The following is a 20,988-nucleotide window of genomic DNA, read 5'->3' as shown; positions in this document are numbered from 1 at the left end:
TAAAAATACATCTATGTTCTTCACGATATTTACACACGAACTTCGTTATTGGCTAAAAAAGCCAGCCACTTATATTTACGCTGCCATATTTTTTGTGTTGGCCTTTTTTATGGCGTCTGCTTCGGCAGGAATTTTTGACAGTGTCACGGTTACCACAGGGTCCTCACGAATTGTCAACTCACCTATAGGGATTTTCAACCTTTACAATGCCTTAACCATTTTTATTTTCTTTTTGTTTCCGTCCATAATTGGAATTTCCATTTACAGGGATTATAAGAGTGAAATGCATACCATTTTGTATTCCTACCCGTTTAGTAAGGCCAATTATTTGTTTGCCAAATTCTTCAGTGCTATTGTGGTGGTAACGGGAATTGTATTTGTTATCGGTATCGGTATGTTTATAGGGTTCAGGTTTCCTGGAACCAATTCCGAATTGGTAGGGCCTTTCGATCTGCAATCCTATTTGTATACCTATTTGGTTTATATTCTGCCTAATGTATTGCTATTTGGGGCCATTGTTTTTGCTGTAGTAACTTTCACCCGAAATATTGCAGCGGGCTTTATCACCATCGTACTTTTGATTTTTGTTCAAGGTTTGATGGAAGGTTTGTTGTCGGATCCAGATAACAGGGCCTTAGCAGCCATGTTGGATCCTTATGGCGCTTCTGCAGCAGATTATTATGTAAGATATTGGACCGTTGCCGAACAGAACGAATGGCATTTACCTTTTAAAGGGCTCATTATCTATAACCGTTTGTTGTGGCTGGGTATTGCTTCTCTAATCTTTGGATTGGTTTACAAATTCTTTTCCTTTAGTCAAAATGCCGTTAGTTTTTCGTTTAGAAAAGATAAGGGAGAACGCTCGGTTAAACGCAATTTTGGAGGCATTACAAAAATCAACCTTCCAAAGGTGAGTTTTGATTATTCCTTTCTTCAAAACCTAAAAACTATGTGGAAATTGTCCAATATGGAGTTTTTCTACATTGTGAAAAGTTGGCCGTTTATAAGTATTTTGATTGTTGGTTTGATCATTGTTTTGATTTCACTTTCTGAAATTGGTAACCTCTTCGGAACACCTACATTACCAGTTACGTGGAAAATGTTGAATGGTGGTTCGGCATTTGTGATTGCTATCAACATCTGTACATTTTTGTATGCAGGCTTGTTGGTGCACCGTGGCAATATTACCCGAATGGAAGATTTAATCGATGTAACGCCTATTCCTAACTGGACGTTGTTCCTTTCTAAATTTATTGCCTTGTTAAAAATGCAATTGGTGATGTTGGCCATTATCATGGCGTCTGGAATGTTGTTTCAAATCTATAATGGCTATTACAATTTTGAAATTGGGCATTATGTGTACGAACTGTTTGTATTGAGTTTCATTAGCTATGCCATTTGGGCCTTTTTGTCAATGTTTGTGCAAACCCTTATGAGAAATCCTTACTTGGGGCTGTTTGTATTGATTGTATTGGCTATAGGTATGCCATTGTTGAGTTTGGCGGGAGTGGAGCAGGCCATTTTTAAATACAATCAAGGTCCTGGATATGCGTATTCCGATATGAACGGTTATGGGGATTCCTTTGGTCTTTACATGATTTACAAACTGTATTGGTTGCTCTGCGGTTTGGTGCTATTAATATTTACGGCGCTATTTTGGGTGCGAGGATTACCGGATTCATTTAAGGAGCGCATACAAATTGCCAAAAACAGATTGACGCCTAAAATGACCATGTTACTTTCAGTATTTGTCATTGGCTTTTTGGCACTCGGATTCCGAATTTACTATCAGAACAATATTTTGAATACCCGAATTTCTTCCAAAGAATCAGAGCTTAGGACCGTGGAATGGGAGAAAACCTATAAGAAATATGAGAATGCCGCTCAGCCTCGAATTGTTGCTGTGAAGGCCAATGTGAATATTTTTCCCAAGCAACTCGATTTTGATGCTTCCGGGGAATATGTAATGATCAATAAAACTGATGTGGCTATCGATAGCATTTTTTTAAACCACAATAGTTATCCAAGCACTTTTGAATTTGATAAGCCAAATACTTTGGTGTCTGAAGATACCATCTACAATTTCGATATCTATGAGCTGAAGCAGCCTATGTTGCCAGGCGATAGTCTTACCTTGAGTTTTACGGTGAAGAATAAACCCAATAGTTTGTTGGAAAAGAATTCGCCTGTAAGACACAATGGGACATTTATCAATAACTTTCAGATTTTTCCAAATCTGGGATATAATGGCGGAGAGTTGCAAGACAATAAAATCCGTGAGAAATATGATCTGCCTCCAAATGAACTCAAGCCAATGCCAACCGATTCTACGGCATTGGGCAATACCTATATTGGCAAAGATTCGGATTGGGTAGATTTTGAAGCTACGGTGAGTACTTCGGAAGATCAAATAGCGATTGCTCCAGGGTATTTACAAAGGGAATGGACCGAAAATGGTCGTCGTTATTTCCATTATAAAATGGACAGTAAAATTTTGAATTTTTACGCATTCAATTCTGCTGAATATGAAGTTAAAAAGGATACATGGAAGGATGTGAATTTGGAAATCTATTACCACAAAGGTCACGAATACAATTTGGACCGCATGATGGCGGGAATGAAAGCCTCTCTGGAGTATAACACAAAGAATTTTAGCCCTTATCAGCATAAACAATTGCGTATTATAGAATTCCCAAGAACAGGAGGGAGCTTTGCTCAGTCCTTTCCTAATACCATACCATTTTCGGAAGGAGTTGGGTTTATTGCCGATGTGGATGAAACAGAAGAAGGCGGGGTAGATTATCCATTTGCCATTACGGTGCATGAAGTAGCGCACCAATGGTGGGCACATCAGGTGATTGGAGCCGATGTGTTGGGAGCTACCATGTTGTCTGAAAGTTTATCGGAGTATGTGTCGTTGAAAGTGTTGGAACATCAGCAGGGCAAGAGCCAAATGCGCAAGTTTTTAAAAGAGGCTTTAGATGATTATTTAACCCAGCGTACCTTTGAGTCTAAACGTGAAAAACCATTGATGTACAACGATGGCCAAGGCTATATCCGTTACCAAAAAGGCTCTTTGGTGTTCTATGCTATAAGCGATTATATAGGCGAAGAAAAACTTAACAATGCCTTGAAAGCTTATGTGGAGAAGGTGAAGTTTCAAGAAGCGCCTTATACGACTTCCGTGGAAATGGTGGATTATATCAAGGAAGTGACTCCGGACAGTCTGAAATATGTTATCAAGGACATGTTTGAAACCATTACACTTTATGAAAATAGAGTGGCAGATGTCACTTCTACAGAGTTGGAAAACGGAAAATACCAGGTTGATATTCACTTTCAGGTGAGTAAATATAGAAATGATGAAAAGGGAAAACGCTTCTTTTCCGATAACGGAAAGGATTCGTTGCAGTACCAATCGGAAACTATGAAGAAACCGGAATATTCTGTGCCGTTGGCCGATTATATCGATATTGGAATTTTTGGAGAAGAGGAAGTAGATGGTGTTAAAAAGGAAACAGAGCTCTATTTGAAAAAGCAAAAGATTACTCAAATGGACAATCATATCTCAATTATAGTAGACGAAAAACCTGTAGAAGTAGGTGTAGACCCATACAACAAGTTGATTGACACCAACAGTAACGACAACCGGAAAAAGTTGTAAGCCATTTATAGAAAACCATAAGCATTGCTTATGGTTTTTTTATGGCATCAATAAATAAGGTTGTTATATAATATTAATAGTATTTTAAGGTTTTAGAGACTGTAAATTATTAATTTTACCCTAACATTTAAAACCTGTAGAATTAGAATATTCCTTTACCAAAGGCACTTTCTGTTATATTTGGAATGGTTTTGGATTTAAAAATTGTCTATGAAGTGGCTTTGCTACATAATGGTTAGTTGTCCCTTGGCCATATGGGCGCAAGTGAAACCTGTAGAACAAGATTCTATACAGGTGGATTATATTATTGTGGAAGGAGATTCCATCCCGCGTACCTCCATAGATTTACATGAAGTTATTTTACTACACAAACTAAAGTTTGATGATAAAGAAGCCAGGAAGCGCTACTTGATCCTGAAACGAAAAACCATAAAAGTATATCCTTATGCCAAATTGGCGGCAGAGCGATTGGTAGCCCTTAATGAGCGTATTGGCAAGTTGGACAACAATCGGGACAAAAAGAAATACGCTAAAATGGTTCAGCATTATATCGAGGATGAATTTTCAGCAGAATTGAAAAAACTGACTAGAACCGAAGGGCAAATTTTGGTAAAACTAATTCATCGTCAAACAGGGAGCACTACTTTCGATTTGATTAAGGAACTGCGCAATAGTTGGCGGGCCTTTTGGTTTCAAAACACCGCAAGGTTGTTCGACATTTCTCTAAAGGAAGAATTTGATCCCATGAATGTGAAGGAAGATTATTTAATTGAAGATATTCTGGAACGCGCCTTTCAAAATGGTCAGTTGATTCGTCAAGAACCCGCCATCGATTTTGACTACTATGATCTTACTGATAAATGGACGGTAACCAATGTGAAAAATTAGATGGGTCCATGCGAAAACAAACACACTTTGAAGAACAGTTAAATGCCAGCAGCCACGCTTTAGGAGCGGTTTTAGGCATTGTTGGTTTGGTGTTGTTAATTGTCTTTTGCAGTTCCACTATTCCTTGGGGACTCTTCAGTGTGGTAATTTATGGTGTTTCCATTATCGTTCTGTTTTTGGCTTCTACCTTTTATCACGGCATTAGGGAAGAGCAAAAGAAACACTATTTTAGGATTATGGACCATATAAGCATTTATTTGCTTATTGCAGGAACCTACACTCCCGTACTTTTAATTGCCTTGCCACATAGTTTGGGATGGCCCCTGTTTTGGGTGGTTTGGGGGATTGCGGCTTTTGGTGTCTTCTTGAAACTGTTTTTTACTGGCCGCTTTGAAGTTTTTTCGGTAATCCTTTATTTGGTAATGGGCTGGTTGATAGTTTTTGACTTTTCGGCTTTAACCGAACAAGTATCCAGTGGCGGTTTAACATTGTTGTTTGCAGGAGGACTTTTCTACACTTTGGGCATTATTTTCTATGCCATAGATAGGATTCCTTACAACCACGTGATTTGGCACCTTTTTGTATTGGCTGGTGCCATTAGCCATTTCTTTATGATTTTTCTTTATGTAATATAGGTTGGATTAATCCAATTTGATAACATCCTTGAAATCTTCAAAAAATGTTTCAAATCGGTCCATGGTGGTATTGAAAAACACCATGACATCCTGCCAAGTGTTTTTGTTGTGAATGGAGACTTTCTGCTCTAAAGGCACATAGATTCTAGAAATTTCCTTGCCATTTTCCAATAGATGTTCTTCTTCAAAAATAGCTTCAGGTAAATAGTCTTCCAATAAAATGGTCTTTAAGGATTCCAATTGCCCCCAATAGGTAATGCGGTTTTCCAAATCGCCTTCAACATCAAGAGAGACTAAGGCCTTTTTGGTGTCAAAATGAAATTTAAAACTGAACTCCTTAATTTTGGTATCGTAGAGAATCCACTTTCTTGGGAAGGATTTTCCAAAACTGGTCCAAAATTCTTGTCGTATCAATCTCGATTCTTCTTTGCTAAACATGGATAATGCTGTTTCTGTATTCTTAAATCATATAAGCTATGGCAATCCCAAACAAGATAGCAAATAGTTTGGTAACGCTAAACTTGTGGCCTTCGTCGCTTTCAAACAAAATAGTGGTTGAAATATGGAAAAATATTCCAATTACAATAGCGTTGATCATCGTGATATAATCTGCAATCAACTCCCAGCTTTGAGACAATAAAGTTCCCAAAGGTGTCATGATGGCGAAAATGGATAGGAATGCGATAATTTGAAGTTTGCTAAAGTGCGAATGCAATAAAAAGCCTGTTATGACAATGGCAATTGGTATTTTGTGGATTAAAATTCCATAGACCATATCGTTATGCTCGTGGATTGGAAATCCTTCAAAAAAACTATGGATGCATAAGCTGATAAACAATGCCCAAGGAAATGTATGTTCATGCTTGTGGACATGTACGTGGCCATGTTCGGCACCTTTGGAAAAGAACTCCAATATCACTTGGAATAATATTCCAAACATGATGAAGAGGCCTGTTTGTTTGGCTTCCAAATGCTCATATACCTCGGGAAGTAATTCAAAAAGGGTCAATGCCAATAAAAAGGCCCCGCTAAAAGCCAATAACAATTTTGTGTTGAGGGTATTGCTTTTTTTTGTGACAATAACAATGCCTATACCAGACAATACAGCAATTATGGGCAAGAGATATTGATAAATCATACTACCAAGATACAATTATTTAAAAATCATGATTAAACGTTCGGAGCTGCCTTTGTAGAATTTACGCAAATTGTAATCGCCAAAAACATCCAACAAATACACACCGGCTTCTTCAAAAAGCGCTTCAAAATCTTCCAAAGAAAAGGCTTTTACTCGTTCTTGGAAGTTGTAGTCATGCCCTTCATGTGTAAATGAAATATCCTTATAGATATAACCGTCTTCCACATAACGTTTAAGATGAAAATCGATACCTTCCATAGTTTTGGTTTCTTCAGGAACAAGGTTCGAAATAACGTAATCACTGTTCATAAAGTCAATCACTCCCAAACCGTAGGTGTTCAAATTGTTTTTGATGGCATTAATGGTAGCTAGATTACTAGCATCTTCATCAAAATAGCCAAAACTTGTAAAAAGATTCAATACAGCATCAAACTCCTCTTCATAAGGCGTGCACATATCGTGAACCTTAAAACGAAGCGTTTCGGTTTCATATTTTTTGGCGTGTGCGATGCTGTTTTCGGAAAGGTCAATTCCTGTAACGTCATATCCCAATGAGTTTAAATATCTAGAGTGACGTCCGCGCCCGCAAGCCAGATCCAAAATTTTGGAATCGTCTGAAAGGTTGAGGTACTTGGTAAGGTTGTCCATAAAGCGCTGGGCTTCATGGTGATTTCTGTCTTTATAAAGTATATGGTAAAAAGGAGTGTCAAACCATGACGCATACCATTGTGTTGTATCTTTTGTCATAAATATTTCAAGAGAAAAGGAACATTTGATGTTACCTTGGTTGATTGTGGTTTCAACCTATTTACATAATGCTATTATGTGCCACAAAAATACTTTATTTTTGCAATCTATTTGGAGTAAACTATGGAGAATAATTTTAAGATGGTGGCCAAGACCTTATTTGGCTTTGAAGAATTGTTGGCTAATGAATTGACGCAACTTGGAGCCCAAGAGGTAAAACCAGGTGTACGTAACGTAAGCTTTGTAGGGGACAAGGGATTTATGTATAAAGCTAATTTGGCGCTGCGCACAGCTATCAAGATTTTGAAACCTATCAAGTCGTTTCGGGTGGTAAGTGAGCAGGATTTGTATGATAAAATCTATCAAATGCCTTGGGAGAATTATATGAAGTCTACTGGCTCTTTGGCTATTGATGCCACTGTACACTCCCAAATGTTTACACATTCCAAATACATTGCCCTTAAAACAAAGGATGCCATTGTAGATAAATTTAGAAACACTACGGGACATCGTCCAAGTGTGGATTTACGTTTTCCAGATTTAAAAATCAACGTGCATATAGATCGTCAGCAATGCACTATTTCCTTAGATACGTCTGGAGAATCTTTGCATAGAAGAGGGTATAAGACAGCCACCAACATAGCCCCAATTAACGAAGTGCTTGCGGCAGGGTTGGTAATGTTGTCCGGTTGGGACGGCCAATCCGATTTAATGGACCCAATGTGTGGTAGTGGGACTATTTTAATTGAAGCAGCGATGATAGCTTGTAACATTCCGCCAAATCTAATGCGTAAGGAATTTGCTTTTGAGCGTTGGCAGGATTGGGATGTCGATTTGTTTGAAACCATTGAAGAGTCCCTATTGAAAAAGACACGTGATTTTCACCATAAAATTATAGGTTACGACAAATCGCCAAGCGCAGTGAACAAGGCTAAGGACAATGTGAAAAATGCCCACTTGGATGAGTTTATAACCATAAAGCACGAAGATTTCTTTAAAACCCAAAAGGCAGGAAATGAGAAACTCCACATGTTGTTCAATCCACCTTACGGCGAGCGTTTGGATATAGAAATGGAAAGTTTTTACAAATCGATAGGGGACACGCTGAAGCAAAGCTATCCCGGAACCGATGCTTGGTTTATTACGTCTAATTTGGACGCCTTGAAATTTGTAGGGTTAAGGCCTTCCAGAAAAATTCAATTGTACAATGCCAAGTTGGAATCTAAGCTTGTGAAATATGTGATGTACGAAGGCAGTAAAAAAGGAAAGTATATGTCCTAATTGATAAACTAGATATGTTATAAAAAAAGCGTTTCATAATTGAAACGCTTTTTTGTTTGTATCATAGTTCTAAAATCCTTTGTAGTTAAATATTTGGCCTCCAACAGACACTTCAGCCATCAAACCTCCTTTTGTATGGGTAAACACAGCTACGCCATCGGTGTATTTGGCATCCAGGGATTGGCCCATGGTTAAAGCTGTTGCAGAGATGCCAGCATCAAACTTAAAGTCACCTTTCTTGAATTCATCAAGAGCATTGGCAGTTTCAAAAAAGATGATTTCAATAAGGGCCTGTCCTCCAATTTGGGCTCCAATATTAATTTCTTTCACACTGGCCATTCCTTGAGCAATGCCAGAAACATAGAGCACACCATTTCCAGATGCCCCTCCAACAATAAGTCCTCCTTTACCAACATTTGGGAAGATGACATAACCAGCAGAGGTTTCAAAATACTTTTTTAAATCCGGAGAATGTTCCAACATTTCAATTTGGGCCTTTTCAGCATCGATAATAATTTTTCTGTCTTTCTCAGTTTGGGAATAGGCAGTTAAGGCAAACATGCTAAGTGCAAAAACGAAAACTAATTTTTTTAACTTTTTCATAATGGTGGTGTTTTTGTTAAAAATAGAAGCTTAAAGGTAATGATTTTAGTGTAAAATGCTGTTTGTTAATGATTTAAAGTTTTTATAAAGAAAGGAGGGCCAAATAGGCCCTCTTTAATAAATGTATATGAAATAGAATATGTTATTCTTCTTCCTGAATTACTTTTTTGTCTTTCTTGAATATAGGAACTAGATAAGAAATGGAATAGCCGAACCCCATTCCGAAAGCACCACTGTCGTAGGTTCTGTTGAAACCAGGGATGTAGATGTTCTCAAAGTTTCCCGGTTCAGTTTCGGTGATACGTCCCTTTAGTTGGGCATTGATACCAATAAACAAATTTTTAAAGGTTTCGGCTTTTATACCAATGATAAGTTCTCCCCAAAACGCTGTCAGGCCATCAAATTCCTGAGAGTCGTAAGAGGTGTATGGATTGCTCCAATATTGATCGGCATTATAAACGGTATAACTGTTTACAGTTTGGCTAAAGGTGCTGGCACCAACTCTAAAACCTGCATAGATCATATTTTGCATATCCAACCAGTTGGTGTACATATTATAATCAACCCCTGCCTTAAAATAACCTCCTTTGGTAGTGACATCCAAAAAATCGGTTTTGGTGGTTTTTTCTTCGGTGCCTATCTCGCCAGCCAAATATAATTTTTGAGTTAGACGATAATCTCCTATAATTTCAAACCCAGAATAGTCCTCATCAATCAAACTACGAATGGGTTTGCTGATATCAGCCCCGATTCGTAGGCCGTATTTCTGTTTGTAGACTAAGGTGTCGTTGCTGATAGAGTCTTTTTCCTCTTGAGCTGTTGCTAATAAAGGGAACAACAGCAAAACCAATATTTTAATGATAAATGTTGATGTGCGCTGCTGTTTCATTTTCTATGGTTGTGTTTACGGTTACGGCGTTAATGATCCAAATGTCCTCATCGTTGGTTTCATCTACATCTATTTCTGTTCCGGCAAAGGTACTTTTATAACCACAAGCTCTGGAAACGTAGACAAACTCTGGAGTATAGTTAACTTCAATAATATCGGTATTGGAAGCACTGGTTTCGTCAGTGTCGCTGTCGTAATCGGTGTTTATTTTTAGTTCAAATCTAGAAATGGCTGTGATGCCTTCCTCTTGAAAGTTCAGAGGCAACAGAATAGAATCTGTAGTTGAACTAGAAACAATTTCTTCCTCTAAACCTTCGCCTTTCACAGTAAGTTTTCTTGCAGAAAGCGTATTTGTAGGATTATTGACATCGTAAAAACGAATAATCAAATGAGGAGTGGTAGCCGTGGTTTCGGCACATATGTCATCTTTTTCGCAACCCAAAACAAGGTATCCCAGGATGGCTAAAAGTGGACATACAATTTTCAAATATCTTACCATAGTTAGATGTTCTGATTAGCAGAATTAGGGTGCCTTATTAATTTCGGCGTTCTAAAAGTACAACATTTTCTACATGGTAGGTCTGCGGGAACATATCTACCGCTTGTACCTTGGTTACTTTATAGGCTTCATCCATTAACGCCAAATCCCTTGCTTGTGTGGCACTGTTACAGCTTACATACACTACTTTTTCCGGAGCAATGTTCAATATTTGCTGAACCACATCTTTATGCATTCCGTCACGCGGTGGATCAGTAATAATCACATCTGGATGGCCATGTTGGCTGATGAACGCTTCGTTGAATACATTTTTCATATCACCTACATAGAAGTCAACGTTTTCAATGCCGTTTAATTGTGCATTTTCCTTGGCTGCTGTTATAGCATCTGGAACCGCTTCTACACCCACAACCTTTTTAGCCTTTTTGGCCACAAATTGTGCAATGGTTCCTGTACCTGTATACAAATCGTAAACGAGTTCGTCTCCTTTAAGGTTGGCAAATTTACGGGCAATTTTGTAAAGCTCATAAGCTTGTTTGGAATTGGTCTGGTAAAACGACTTTGCGTTGATTTTGAACCTTAGGTCTTCCATCTGTTCAAAAATATGATCTTCACCCTTGTAGCAAATGACTTCTTGGTCATAAATGGTATCATTTGCTTTTTCGTTGATCACGTATTGCAATGAGGAAATTTCTGGGAAGGTTTCAGCCAAATGATCCAACAACAATTCTCTCTTTGCTTTATCTTCCTTAAAGAATTGAATCATTACCATAAGGTCTCCCGTTGTAGAAGTCCGAATCATGAGCGAACGCAAAAATCCAGCTTGGTTACGGGTGTTGAAAAACTCCATGCCGTTGACAATGGCGAAGGATTTCACTTCATTGCGTATGGCATTGGAAGGATCTCCCTGCAACCAACATTTCTTCACGTCCAAAATTTTGTCCCACATGCCTGGAATATGGAATCCCAAAGCATTTTTGTCGCCCAAATCTTCATCAGATTGGATTTCTTCTTGAGTAAGCCATCTGCTGTCGCTAAAGGAGAATTCCATTTTGTTTCGGTAGAAATATTGTTCTGAAGATCCTAAAATAGGAGTGACTTCAGGCAGTTCTATATGCCCAATACGTCTCAAGTTGTTTTCAACCTCTTTATGTTTGTATTCCAATTGGTATTGGTAATCCATATCCTGCCATTTACAGCCACCACAAACCCCAAAATGCTCACATTTGGGCTCGCTGCGTTTCTCGGATAATTTATGGAATGCAATGGCTTTACCTTCATAGTAAGCCTTTCTCTTTTTATAGGTTTGGATGTCTACCACATCACCTGGAACGGCATTAGACAAAAATATCACTTTACCGTCTGGCGCCTTGGCAACCAGTTTGCCTTTGGCCCCGGCATCTATCACTTCTACGTTGGTAAATACCTGCTTTTTGTTTCTTCTTGACATGTGGCAAAAATAGAATAAATGCCGGTAAAAATTCCAAAAATAGGACAAGATTTAGTAATTTGCAGCCACTACAAAGACGGATGATTTCTCTCCTGAAAGAAGGAATTGCAAATATTTTAATTAAAAGTAAATAAAATGGCGGTTTTAGACCAAATGACGTCCCAGCAAGCAATTGATTTAGAAAACAACTATGGAGCTCACAATTACCATCCACTTCCTGTGGTTTTGAGTCGTGGTGAAGGTGTGCATGTTTGGGATGTTGAAGGGAAACAATATTATGATTTTTTATCGGCGTATTCTGCGGTTAACCAAGGGCATTGTCACCCAAAAATTGTAGGGGCTATGGTAGGGCAGGCACAAACATTAACCTTGACTTCAAGAGCATTTTACAATGATGTTTTGGGGAAATATGAAAAGTTTGCCTGTGAGTACTTTGGTTTCGATAAATTGCTTCCTATGAATACGGGAGCAGAGGCTGTGGAAACAGCTTTGAAATTATGTAGAAAATGGGCCTATGAAGTGAAGGGAATTCATGAAAATGATGCCGAAATTGTAGTTTGTGAAAATAACTTTCACGGACGTACAACTACCATCATTTCTTTTTCAAATGATCCTGTAGCGCGTGAACATTTCGGACCTTATACTAAGGGATTTATCAAGATTGCTTATGACAATTTAGAAGCCTTGGAAGAGACTTTAAAAAGCAATACAAATATTGCTGGATTTTTAGTGGAGCCTATCCAAGGGGAAGCCGGAGTATATGTGCCTAGTGAAGGGTATTTGGCTAAGGCGAAGGCTTTGTGTGAGCAATATAATGTTCTATTTATTGCCGATGAAGTACAAACAGGAATTGCCCGTACAGGAAAGTTATTGGCGGTAGACCATGAAAATGTAAAACCAGATATTTTGATTTTAGGGAAAGCCTTGAGTGGTGGGGCCTATCCGGTAAGCGCGGTATTGGCTAATAACACCGTCATGGATGTTATAAAACCTGGAAATCACGGGAGTACTTTTGGAGGAAATCCGGTGGCGGCTGCAGTTGCCATTGCTGCTCTGGAAGTGATAGAAGAAGAGCAGTTGGCTTCTAATGCCGAGGAATTAGGGCAGTTGTTTAGAAGCGAAATGAACAAGTACATTGCAACCAGTGAATTGGTTAGCTTGGTGCGTGGAAAAGGCTTGCTGAACGCCATTGTCATTAATGATGATGAGGAAAGCGATACGGCATGGAACATCTGTTTGGCATTGCGCGATAATGGATTGTTGGCAAAACCAACCCACGGTAACATCATTCGTTTTGCGCCACCTTTAGTAATGACAGAGGAGCAATTATTGGATTGTGTGAACATCATTACCAAAACACTCAAAGAATTTGAAGCTTAATCCAGATGATTCATAAATAAAAAATGCGACCAATTGGTCGCATTTTTTATTGTGTGAAGTGATGTTATTCTTGAGGTAAACCTTGTTGGATTTCTTGCAAACGCTCTTGCAATAATTCTGGGTTTGATAATGCTTCCCATCCAATAAAGCTAATGATCCATGCTATGTAAGCAATGGAAATGATGCTTAAAATAACGCCAATAATACCCATAATTCTTCCCGCTTTTACGTTGCCATAGCCCAAGTACTCTTCTGGAGCCGATTGGTAAAGTTTTGTAGCTTTTGAACCTAATACAATTGCAATAATTCCACAGATAAGTCCTGGGATTCCATAAAAGCAACAGCCTACTATTGATAGGATTCCCATTACTAAGATTAAGGTTGAATTTGGTAAAGTTTGTTTTTCCATGTTGATTAGTTTAAAGTTAAAAGTGTTTTAAATAATAATTTATCAAGGTAATTGTAATATTCAGGATGAATAGCGCTAAAATAATTTTATGTCCGCACTTGAATTGGTATTTAATATGCGCCAATAGAAAAACTCCCAAGAGTAACAAGGTGTAAATGGCAGGGTACATTTTAAAAGCTGCAGAAAATTCACCTTGAAGTACCAGTACCAAGGCACGTTGCGTACCACAGCCCAAGCATTCCATTCCGAAGGTTTGCTTCCAAAGGCAGGGTAGCATGAATGACTCTAGTGATGACATAATTGTTAGTAATGACTTCTAACAAATGTATGAAATCTAGATACTATTTAAATGAAATTGCAAGTATTTTCATATATGAAAATGTAAATGAATTGCAAGTCAAGCTATTAATGTTACTTCTAAAAGCTGTATTTTTGAGGCCTCTTTTAGTACAGTTTATTATGAATATTCCAAAACGAATCAACTATATTTTTATCGTCATTGGGGGGATTGTGGCATTTTACGCCCAAGCCCAAGAAAAGCAAAATACTTTTGTGTTAATTGGCGGCGTTGCGTTGCTGATGCTCGGCATTTATGGAATATCTAAAAATATTCCAAGTAAATTTGATAAGGACGATACGGACGAAAACGACCTAGACGCATGAGTTTAAAGATTGGAGACAAAGTTTCGGTGTTGGATGAGGATATCACAGGAATCATCACCCGAAAAAAGGGTGATTTATTTGGAATAGAAACCACCGATGGTTTTGTATTGGAATTTTATGCCTATGAACTTGTTGTTATTGAGGCATCATTAAAATCGGAAGTGTTTTCGGAGCAGTCTGCTTTTGAAGTGATTCAGGAGAAGGAAATTCCGCAGAAAAGAAAATCGCAAAGAACCAAACCTAAGGAGCGTAATTTACCAGCTATGGAAGTGGATTTGCATATCCATCAATTAACGCCCAAACCCAACAGGCTTTCCAATCATGAAATGTTGACTCTACAATTGGATACTGCCGAGCGCCAATTGAAGTTTGCCATTAGCAAGCGCATTCAAAAAGTGGTATTCATCCATGGCGTGGGAGAAGGCGTTCTAAAAACCGAATTGGAATACCTTTTTGGCAGATATAACAATGTTACCTTTTATGCCGCCGATTACCAAAAATATGGCATGGGAGCTACCGAAGTTTACATCTATCAGAATGTAGAGCCTTAATCTTCCTCTGTAGAGAAATCTACTTCCAAGGTATAAGTTCCCAAATCTATTTCATCTGTACTCAATACCGTGATATCTACATTATGTACTGTAAAGTAAATTGAAATGGTTCTGGTATAGGTGTTTTCAATAAACTCGTCAAGTGGAAATTCATCTTGAGCATTGCTATCTAAGTATCGTGCAATGGTGGCATCAACAGCAAAGTCATTTGCTGGATTTTTATCACCATTTTCATCCTCGTATCTTGTAAGGATACCATCCCCATCATCATCATTATCTAGGTAATCTGGGGTGCCATCTTCATCAGTATCTCTAGCGTCTTCAAAATTATTATCGCCATTTGGATCTGGTGCTTCATTTTTGGTCTTCACATTGTCATTGTCATCATCTTCATCTAAATAATCAGGAATACCATCCCCATCTGTATCGGTTGGGTTGGTACTAGGGTCATTATCACCGTCTAAATTGGCATCTTCTACAGAAGAAGGAATACCATCATTATCATCGTCTTCAAATGTGGAATAGTATTCTACGGTACCTGAGGTAGCTTCGTAGTTATTGGTAACGGTAACCGTTTCATCAGGGACTAAATTACAGATAAAGTTCTCGGGATTGTTATCGTAGGTTCTGTAATGAAATCTTACGCTTGTCCCATTTATGGCCATTGAACCTTCAACAATACCGTCTTCAGGATTAAAAATACCATCGTTTGTACTGTTGGAAGGAAACAGTAGGCTCAAGGATTCGTAGGGAGATTCCTTGGTTTTATATAATAGGTAAGACTCTGATGTTTCCGGGCAGAGCGTTAATTCGTCTTCAAAATCAAGTTCCACGTCAAGAATGTCACCATCATCACAGGATACTATAAAAAAGGCAACAAACAGAAGGTATATAAAGTTTCGCATAGTGGTAATTTGAGTCACAAAAATAAGAGAATTGTTAATTTATAACGTGGCATCTGGGAAATAATTTTATTTCCTGTACTTTTGCGGCTGATTGGCGAACGGGGAAGCATTCCATTGCCAATTTCCCAAGAATTACCAATAAACAAAACAACATGAAACAAGTATATTTTGACAGTGCCGCAACCACAAAGGTTAGGGACGAAGTGATTACAGAAATGCATAAAGTGTTATCTGAAAACTACGGAAATCCATCTTCAACCCACGCTTTTGGGAGGTCTTCAAAATCTATTATAGAATCAGCTAGAAAAACCATTGCCAAGTACTTAAACGCCCTGCCTCAAGAAATTATTTTTACTTCTGGAGGTACCGAGGCAGACAATATGATTTTACGTTGCGCTGTTAGGGATGCAGGTGTAAAAACCATCATCACTTCATGTATTGAGCATCATGCCGTGCTGCATACGGCCGAAGAACTGGAGAAGGAATACGGAATCAATGTAGAATATGTAAAACTTCAAAAATGTGGGACTCCAGATTATGAGGATTTGGAGCGTTTGTTACAAGCTTCTGAAGATTTGAAATTGGTAAGTTTGATGCATGTTAACAATGAAATAGGGAACCTTTTGGATGTTAAAAAGGTGGCCTTGATGTGTAAGGAAAACAATGCTTTGTTCCATAGTGATACGGTACAATCCATTGGACATTTTGAATGGGATGTACAGGATGTGCCAATTGATTTTATGACGGCTGCAGCCCATAAATTTCATGGACCAAAGGGAATTGGTTTTGCCTATATAAGAAAGAACAGCCATTTGAAGCCTCTTATTTTTGGTGGCGCTCAAGAACGCGGTTTTAGAGCAGGTACTGAGCCTGTACACAATATCAAAGGTTTGGAAACTGCTTTTGTTATGGCCTATGACCATTTGGATAAAGAACGCAATTATATTTTAGACTTAAAGAATTACTTTAAATCGGAAGTTGAAAAACATATCCCAGGCGTAAGTTTTAATGGGAACTGTGGTGATGATGAAAAGAGTACCTACACCTTGTTGAATGTGTGTTTGCCATTATCTGCTGAAAAAGCTTTGACATTGCAGTTTCAATTGGATTTAAAAGGAATTGCCTGTTCAAAAGGTAGTGCTTGCCAAAGTGGAAGTTCATTGGGATCGCATGTATTAACCCAAATATTGTCTGAAGAGGACTTGAAGAAACCTTCCATTCGTTTTTCATTCAGCAGTTACAACACCAAAGAAGAAATAGATTATATCGTAGAGGTACTTAAAGAAATAGTTGAGGCTTAACAGTTAGATAAGGCCATAAATAAATGGCTGCCTTCAACATTTCTTTTTGATCTGTAGAAAGTTATATCAATATGGGGCCTACACTTGCTCTTTGCCATTAGTAGTGTAGGCTTTAGTGTTTCACAATTCCATTATTGACAACTGGACATTTGTCTGGGCAGCCATCCTTTTCTTTTTTTACAATAATATCAATCGAGATATTCCCACGGATAGGTTTTCTGTTCGTATTTTCTATCAATTTCCTTAATAAACTCCAAATATTCTGGTGTAGCTTCGGTTAGGGGCAAAAACTCTCCTTCTTTTACGGGCGTTCCAATATCTACAAACAAATTTTCCAAACCAGCAGGCATAATGGTACAGGTGAGTCGGGCATTTTTGTTGGAGGTGTTTTTAAAGCAATGAATAGGTCCATTGAATGGAATGGTGACAAACTCCCCAGCTTTTACGGTAATATGACCTTCTTCACTTTTAAATTCCAATTCACCTTCGGTTAAATGAAATAGCTCCTGCGCGTGCGGATGGTCATGAGGAGGTGGGCCGCCTCCTGGAGGTACCAACATTTCAATAACCGCATAATCGCCGTTGGTGTCTTCACCAGAAATTACAATACGATAATTACTGCCGGCAACCGCCAAATATTGACCTTTATGTTTGTTTTTGATAGTTATTTTGGACTTCATAGAAGTGTATTAAAAAGTTTAGGTTCTGTAAAGTTATGCAGAAAGCTTTAAAAAGAGGGTGTAAAAATAGAAGTCTAAATAAAGTTGTGAAATTGATTTGTAATTAGTTGTATTTGAATGATATATGAATGTTGTGTATATTTATAATGCAACAATGATACGCATTGAAGCATTAAATTGAAGAACCAACAGTAATATGTATGAAACAAGAATACGATTTAAAGGAAAAAAGACATTTTGGAAGTTAGGGGTTTGTGTTTGGGCATCTTTAAGCTGTTATTGGCTAAATGCCCAAATTAGTTATGAATATACCACCAACAAAAGTTTTTATTTCGGATCCTATGGACGTGTAGGAGTAGACTGGTCTTTTGAAAATGGCGAATCTATAGGAAGACGTTTAAACCTGAGCAATATGGGAAGTATTGGCGGAAGGTTGGAAGAGCAGGATTATTTGGAGTTGGTTCCCAATTTTGTGTTCAAGCCCAAGAAAGGTGATAGTACTACCATCCATGTGCAAATGCGCTTATCGGTTTATGCTACCAGCCTTACTTCTATAGGAAATAGTTCTACCACAAGTTTGGGTGGCCTTAATTTTGCCTTACCAGAAATTTATGCAGAAGCTAGGAATATTAAGGGAAAGGATTTAAATATTTGGATTGGTTCCCGATTGTATAGAGGGCCGGATGTTCATATCGCCGACCATTATTATTTCAATGATCATTCTGGACAAGGGTTTGGTGTAGAATATAAAAAGTCTAGAATGGCTGCCGTGTTTGTGGCTTCAGTGGATACCACCTCTACATTACCACCATATTTCTATTTGAACATTGAAACAGGGACTCTTAGTGCCGCGCTTAGGCAGCGCACCGTAGTTATAGGTGAGCATGATATTGAATTGAATCAAGATAATAGGATTACGGCATTGGGAGAAGTACATTATATGGGAGGCGGTGATGAGGACAACGATTTGACCGAACCAGGAGATGTAGGGGAGGCCGTGAATTTCCCATCAGACTATGGTTTGGTGTTTGGGGCAAGGTACCATAGACGTTTTAGAAAACTTCGAGAGGGCTCTTTTAACGATTTAGCGGTCAGGTATGGCTCAGGGATAGCCAATGGAGGTGATGGTGGGATATCTAAAACTTGGTATACTTTTGGTGCGCCTAATGCGGAAGATTTAAATTTTAGAGGCGCCTATTCATGGTCGGTGGTCAATCAGGCTATGTTGAATATTTCCAATTTCTATAGTCTGAATGGTTATGTGATTTTTACCAAAAGTAAGGGTGGTGCAGATAGCAATCACATTGCTGAAACCTATTTTGGTAAGGAAGTTTTTAATAGAAAATTGGATTTAGCTATTGGGACCAGGAATGAATTCTACATTACCGATTACTTTCATATTTTGGCAGAACTGCACTATGCTCAGCGTAAAGATGGCACCAATCCCAATGCAAGTATGACCAAATTTAGTATTGCGCCGGTATTTGTACCTACGGGTGCTCGGGATATTTGGGCGAGACCCCATTTTCGGTTTGTAGCGTCTTTTGCTCGTTATAACGATTTTGCCAAAGAAAACTTGTATTCCCCTTATTTGTTGTTCACGGGGCCAAAGCGGTGGGGTTATTACTTTGGGGTAAAGGCCGAATGGTGGCTATGGAAATAGCTGTTTTAAAAAGTGGTAAACTCCATTTGTTTTCAAGAGAAAACAGCTTATTTGTTTTAATTCCAATTATTAACATAAGCATAACACTATTAACACTTTAGTGAATTTATCTTAAATCTAACTTAAGGTTATTCTTACCTTGCCGTTGTTCATTTGTGAAAACTTTTAAAAAAACATGAAAATGAACAATTATTACAAATTTGCTTGTGTTGGCCTAGGACTTTTGTCCTTTATGTCATGTAATGATGATGACGGTTCCAATAATGAACCAAAAAACGAGGTGGTTTTGCAATCGCACTCCCAATCTCCAGTATTATTGAAATTGACCCCAGAGTTTTCAGATGTAAACATTTATAACTTGTTGACATCGGAAGATCAATTGGCAAACACTCCAAATTTTGTGTACGGCTCTATGGCAGACGGTGCTGGGCTAATCAAAAACGCCGATGATACTTTCACTTTAATAAACAATATAGAAGCCGACTATTCCATTGCAAGAATTACTTTGGATGAAACTTTTAAGCCTGTAGGAGGTGAGTACATCTTGAATGCTCAGGCTACAGCATCTACTGCGCAGTGTTCAGGATCGTTGATTACTCCCGAAGAACACGGTTTTGGTCCTTTATATTTATCAGGTGGTGAATGGGGTGGATCTTCCAATGGTGTATTCTTAACAGATCCTTTCAAAAGTACTGGAGGGGCTTCTACAGCTCAAATGCTTACAGCAATGGGGCAGTGGTCTACTGAAAATGCAGTAGCTATTGGTAAAGATGCCTACCCAGGGAAAACGGTAGTATTTATTGGAGACGACCATTCCGATAATACGGTACCTTCAGGACAGTTGGGAATGTACGTTGGAAACCAAGGAGACTTGGAAGGTGGTTCTTTATACGGACTTAAAGTTACCGATTCTAACGTGAATTTTGAAATGGATATGGTTGAAGGACAATCTTATGCTATGGAGTTTGTTGAATTGGAGGAAACCCAATTGGATTTGTTGGATGCCGAGGCCAAAAACAAAGGGGTAATGGGATTCTCTAGATTGGAGGATATCGATTGGAGAAGAGGTTCTGCAGACAACAATAGAGAAATCTATTTTTGTGTAACGGGACGTAGCAAGCCAGACTTGGAAGGTAAAGGAACTTTCTACGGTCGTGTGTACAAAGTAACCATGAACCCTAACGACCCAACAGGAGCTGGTACGATTACTTGTGTATTGGATGGTGATAAATTAAGCGGAAAAGCAAAATCATTCCATAGTCCTGATAACATCGTAGTAACCGAAAACTATGCGTATATCCAAGAAGATCCAAATGGATACTATGACACTGCCGATAAAACGCACTACGCTAGATTGTATCAATATAACTTGAATACGGGAGCTTTAAAAGTGGTATTGGAATGTGACCAAGAAACTGCAGAAGGTTTAGGTTATGGTTCAGCGAGTTCTGCTTGGGAAATCACTGGAATGATCGACATTTCTGAAACTGTTGGAAAAGATGATACTTTCTTGGTGATTACTCAAAACCACGGATGGGAAAACGATGGTTTTACAGATTCCATGGCTAATGCTTCAAGTACTTCAAATGAAGGAAGTATGTTATACATTATTGAAGGTTTGGACAGATAGAATGACAAATTT

21 protein-coding genes are annotated in these 20,988 nt (G+C 38.4%); 10 read left to right on the top strand and 11 right to left on the bottom strand.

The window, feature by feature from the left end:
- Positions 1-13 precede the first annotated feature (13 nt).
- From BKM32_RS11500 to BKM32_RS11490, 3 genes are all read left to right on the top strand, one after another.
- Positions 14-3,664, top strand: a complete 3,651-nt coding sequence (locus tag BKM32_RS11500) for a M1 family aminopeptidase (protein WP_076663906.1) — start codon at positions 14-16, stop codon at positions 3,662-3,664.
- A gap of 210 nt (positions 3,665-3,874) precedes the next feature.
- The gene (locus BKM32_RS11495; protein ID WP_076663905.1) at positions 3,875-4,552 is read left to right on the top strand and encodes a DUF4294 domain-containing protein; all 678 of its coding nucleotides are present in this window, start codon (positions 3,875-3,877) and stop codon (positions 4,550-4,552) included.
- An 8-nt stretch (positions 4,553-4,560) separates the two neighbouring features.
- The gene (locus BKM32_RS11490) at positions 4,561-5,187 is read left to right on the top strand and encodes a hemolysin III family protein (protein WP_076664008.1); all 627 of its coding nucleotides are present in this window, start codon (positions 4,561-4,563) and stop codon (positions 5,185-5,187) included.
- A gap of 6 nt (positions 5,188-5,193) precedes the next feature.
- Here BKM32_RS11490 and BKM32_RS11485 read toward each other — a convergent pair whose 3' ends face one another.
- Genes BKM32_RS11485 through BKM32_RS11475 form a run of 3 tightly spaced genes read right to left on the bottom strand, consistent with a single transcriptional unit; the run spans position 5,194 to position 7,072 of the window.
- Positions 5,194-5,625 (bottom strand): DUF4268 domain-containing protein, encoded by a 432-nt coding sequence (locus tag BKM32_RS11485; RefSeq protein ID WP_053977738.1) that lies wholly within the window; start codon positions 5,623-5,625, stop codon positions 5,194-5,196.
- A gap of 22 nt (positions 5,626-5,647) precedes the next feature.
- Positions 5,648-6,322, bottom strand: coding sequence for a ZIP family metal transporter (locus tag BKM32_RS11480; protein ID WP_083702179.1), 675 nt, complete (start codon positions 6,320-6,322; stop codon positions 5,648-5,650).
- Between the two features lie 18 nt (positions 6,323-6,340).
- On the bottom strand, positions 6,341-7,072 hold the full coding sequence (locus BKM32_RS11475) for a bifunctional 2-polyprenyl-6-hydroxyphenol methylase/3-demethylubiquinol 3-O-methyltransferase UbiG (protein WP_076663903.1): 732 nt from the start codon (positions 7,070-7,072) through the stop codon (positions 6,341-6,343).
- Positions 7,073-7,195: 123 nt separating this feature from the next.
- On the opposite strand from BKM32_RS11475, the gene BKM32_RS11470 reads away from it, so the two are divergent.
- Positions 7,196-8,353: a class I SAM-dependent RNA methyltransferase gene (locus BKM32_RS11470; protein ID WP_076663902.1), complete on the top strand. Its 1,158-nt coding sequence runs from the start codon at positions 7,196-7,198 to the stop codon at positions 8,351-8,353.
- A 69-nt stretch (positions 8,354-8,422) separates the two neighbouring features.
- Here BKM32_RS11470 and BKM32_RS11465 read toward each other — a convergent pair whose 3' ends face one another.
- The 4 genes from BKM32_RS11465 to rlmD form a co-directional block, all read right to left on the bottom strand.
- Positions 8,423-8,956, bottom strand: coding sequence for a YSC84-related protein (locus BKM32_RS11465; protein ID WP_076663901.1), 534 nt, complete (start codon positions 8,954-8,956; stop codon positions 8,423-8,425).
- A gap of 142 nt (positions 8,957-9,098) precedes the next feature.
- A complete protein-coding gene (locus BKM32_RS11460) occupies positions 9,099-9,845 on the bottom strand; it encodes a DUF6048 family protein (RefSeq protein WP_076663900.1) in 747 nt (248 codons plus the stop codon).
- On the bottom strand, positions 9,811-10,344 hold the full coding sequence (locus BKM32_RS11455) for a DUF6452 family protein (RefSeq protein WP_076663899.1): 534 nt from the start codon (positions 10,342-10,344) through the stop codon (positions 9,811-9,813). Before BKM32_RS11455 ends, BKM32_RS11460 begins: the two co-directional genes overlap by 35 nt.
- Before the next feature lie 37 nt (positions 10,345-10,381).
- The gene (rlmD, locus tag BKM32_RS11450; protein WP_076663898.1) at positions 10,382-11,794 is read right to left on the bottom strand and encodes a 23S rRNA (uracil(1939)-C(5))-methyltransferase RlmD; all 1,413 of its coding nucleotides are present in this window, start codon (positions 11,792-11,794) and stop codon (positions 10,382-10,384) included.
- 135 nt (positions 11,795-11,929) lie between these two features.
- Between rlmD and rocD the strand changes: the two genes are divergently transcribed.
- Positions 11,930-13,174 carry an ornithine--oxo-acid transaminase gene (gene rocD, locus BKM32_RS11445; RefSeq protein ID WP_076663897.1) on the top strand — a complete coding sequence of 415 codons (1,245 nt, stop codon included), beginning with the start codon at positions 11,930-11,932 and terminating at the stop codon, positions 13,172-13,174.
- A 64-nt stretch (positions 13,175-13,238) separates the two neighbouring features.
- Here rocD and BKM32_RS11440 read toward each other — a convergent pair whose 3' ends face one another.
- Positions 13,239-13,583 (bottom strand): CCC motif membrane protein, encoded by a 345-nt coding sequence (locus BKM32_RS11440; RefSeq protein WP_053977747.1) that lies wholly within the window; start codon positions 13,581-13,583, stop codon positions 13,239-13,241.
- A 16-nt stretch (positions 13,584-13,599) separates the two neighbouring features.
- Positions 13,600-13,881: a DUF2752 domain-containing protein gene (locus BKM32_RS11435; protein ID WP_076663896.1), complete on the bottom strand. Its 282-nt coding sequence runs from the start codon at positions 13,879-13,881 to the stop codon at positions 13,600-13,602.
- A gap of 29 nt (positions 13,882-13,910) precedes the next feature.
- Here BKM32_RS11435 and BKM32_RS16570 point away from each other — a divergent pair, with 29 nt between their 5' ends.
- Together BKM32_RS16570 and BKM32_RS11425 are read left to right on the top strand one after the other, a co-directional pair.
- Positions 13,911-14,246: a hypothetical protein gene (locus BKM32_RS16570; RefSeq protein ID WP_083702171.1), complete on the top strand. Its 336-nt coding sequence runs from the start codon at positions 13,911-13,913 to the stop codon at positions 14,244-14,246.
- The gene (locus tag BKM32_RS11425; protein ID WP_076663895.1) at positions 14,243-14,797 is read left to right on the top strand and encodes a Smr/MutS family protein; all 555 of its coding nucleotides are present in this window, start codon (positions 14,243-14,245) and stop codon (positions 14,795-14,797) included. Before BKM32_RS16570 ends, BKM32_RS11425 begins: the two co-directional genes overlap by 4 nt.
- Here BKM32_RS11425 and BKM32_RS11420 read toward each other — a convergent pair.
- The gene (locus BKM32_RS11420) at positions 14,794-15,702 is read right to left on the bottom strand and encodes a hypothetical protein (protein WP_076663894.1); all 909 of its coding nucleotides are present in this window, start codon (positions 15,700-15,702) and stop codon (positions 14,794-14,796) included. The genes BKM32_RS11425 and BKM32_RS11420 overlap by 4 nt on opposite strands.
- A 152-nt stretch (positions 15,703-15,854) precedes the next feature.
- Between BKM32_RS11420 and BKM32_RS11415 the strand changes: the two genes are divergently transcribed.
- The gene (locus BKM32_RS11415; protein ID WP_053977751.1) at positions 15,855-17,003 is read left to right on the top strand and encodes a cysteine desulfurase family protein; all 1,149 of its coding nucleotides are present in this window, start codon (positions 15,855-15,857) and stop codon (positions 17,001-17,003) included.
- A 188-nt stretch (positions 17,004-17,191) separates the two neighbouring features.
- Here the strand turns inward: BKM32_RS11415 and BKM32_RS11410 are convergent, their stop codons facing one another.
- Positions 17,192-17,683: a cupin domain-containing protein gene (locus tag BKM32_RS11410; protein WP_076663893.1), complete on the bottom strand. Its 492-nt coding sequence runs from the start codon at positions 17,681-17,683 to the stop codon at positions 17,192-17,194.
- 196 nt (positions 17,684-17,879) lie between these two features.
- On the opposite strand from BKM32_RS11410, the gene BKM32_RS11405 reads away from it, so the two are divergent.
- Complete coding sequence (locus BKM32_RS11405) at positions 17,880-19,346, top strand: carbohydrate porin (protein WP_076663892.1); 1,467 nt, start codon at positions 17,880-17,882, stop codon at positions 19,344-19,346.
- A gap of 181 nt (positions 19,347-19,527) precedes the next feature.
- Positions 19,528-20,976, top strand: a complete 1,449-nt coding sequence (locus BKM32_RS11400) for an alkaline phosphatase PhoX (RefSeq protein WP_076664006.1) — start codon at positions 19,528-19,530, stop codon at positions 20,974-20,976.
- Positions 20,977-20,988: the final 12 nt, after the last annotated feature.

Origin of the sequence: Mangrovimonas sp. DI 80 (genome assembly GCF_001975575.1) — a bacterium.
In the GTDB taxonomy this organism is placed as follows: Bacteria; Bacteroidota; Bacteroidia; order Flavobacteriales; family Flavobacteriaceae; genus Mangrovimonas_A; species Mangrovimonas_A xylaniphaga.
This window is presented reverse-complemented; position numbering and strand designations above follow the sequence as displayed.

Excerpts from the sequence above, each read along its gene's own strand:
- BKM32_RS11435 (WP_076663896.1), bottom strand. The coding sequence starts at position 13,881 with ATGTCATCACTAGAGTCATTCATGCTACCCTGCCTTTGGAAGCAAACC.
- BKM32_RS11415 (WP_053977751.1), top strand. The coding sequence starts at position 15,855 with ATGAAACAAGTATATTTTGACAGTGCCGCAACCACAAAGGTTAGGGAC.
- rocD (WP_076663897.1), top strand. The coding sequence starts at position 11,930 with ATGGCGGTTTTAGACCAAATGACGTCCCAGCAAGCAATTGATTTAGAA.
- BKM32_RS11460 (WP_076663900.1), bottom strand. The coding sequence starts at position 9,845 with ATGAAACAGCAGCGCACATCAACATTTATCATTAAAATATTGGTTTTG.
- BKM32_RS11455 (WP_076663899.1), bottom strand. The coding sequence starts at position 10,344 with ATGGTAAGATATTTGAAAATTGTATGTCCACTTTTAGCCATCCTGGGA.
- BKM32_RS16570 (WP_083702171.1), top strand. The coding sequence starts at position 13,911 with ATGAAATCTAGATACTATTTAAATGAAATTGCAAGTATTTTCATATAT.
- BKM32_RS11490 (WP_076664008.1), top strand. The coding sequence starts at position 4,561 with ATGCGAAAACAAACACACTTTGAAGAACAGTTAAATGCCAGCAGCCAC.
- BKM32_RS11475 (WP_076663903.1), bottom strand. The coding sequence starts at position 7,072 with ATGACAAAAGATACAACACAATGGTATGCGTCATGGTTTGACACTCCT.
- BKM32_RS11405 (WP_076663892.1), top strand. The coding sequence starts at position 17,880 with ATGTATGAAACAAGAATACGATTTAAAGGAAAAAAGACATTTTGGAAG.
- BKM32_RS11500 (WP_076663906.1), top strand. The coding sequence starts at position 14 with ATGTTCTTCACGATATTTACACACGAACTTCGTTATTGGCTAAAAAAG.
- rlmD (WP_076663898.1), bottom strand. The coding sequence starts at position 11,794 with ATGTCAAGAAGAAACAAAAAGCAGGTATTTACCAACGTAGAAGTGATA.
- BKM32_RS11410 (WP_076663893.1), bottom strand. The coding sequence starts at position 17,683 with ATGAAGTCCAAAATAACTATCAAAAACAAACATAAAGGTCAATATTTG.
- BKM32_RS11400 (WP_076664006.1), top strand. The coding sequence starts at position 19,528 with ATGAACAATTATTACAAATTTGCTTGTGTTGGCCTAGGACTTTTGTCC.
- BKM32_RS11470 (WP_076663902.1), top strand. The coding sequence starts at position 7,196 with ATGGAGAATAATTTTAAGATGGTGGCCAAGACCTTATTTGGCTTTGAA.
- BKM32_RS11440 (WP_053977747.1), bottom strand. The coding sequence starts at position 13,583 with ATGGAAAAACAAACTTTACCAAATTCAACCTTAATCTTAGTAATGGGA.
- BKM32_RS11420 (WP_076663894.1), bottom strand. The coding sequence starts at position 15,702 with ATGCGAAACTTTATATACCTTCTGTTTGTTGCCTTTTTTATAGTATCC.
- BKM32_RS11495 (WP_076663905.1), top strand. The coding sequence starts at position 3,875 with ATGAAGTGGCTTTGCTACATAATGGTTAGTTGTCCCTTGGCCATATGG.
- BKM32_RS11465 (WP_076663901.1), bottom strand. The coding sequence starts at position 8,956 with ATGAAAAAGTTAAAAAAATTAGTTTTCGTTTTTGCACTTAGCATGTTT.
- BKM32_RS11485 (WP_053977738.1), bottom strand. The coding sequence starts at position 5,625 with ATGTTTAGCAAAGAAGAATCGAGATTGATACGACAAGAATTTTGGACC.
- BKM32_RS11425 (WP_076663895.1), top strand. The coding sequence starts at position 14,243 with ATGAGTTTAAAGATTGGAGACAAAGTTTCGGTGTTGGATGAGGATATC.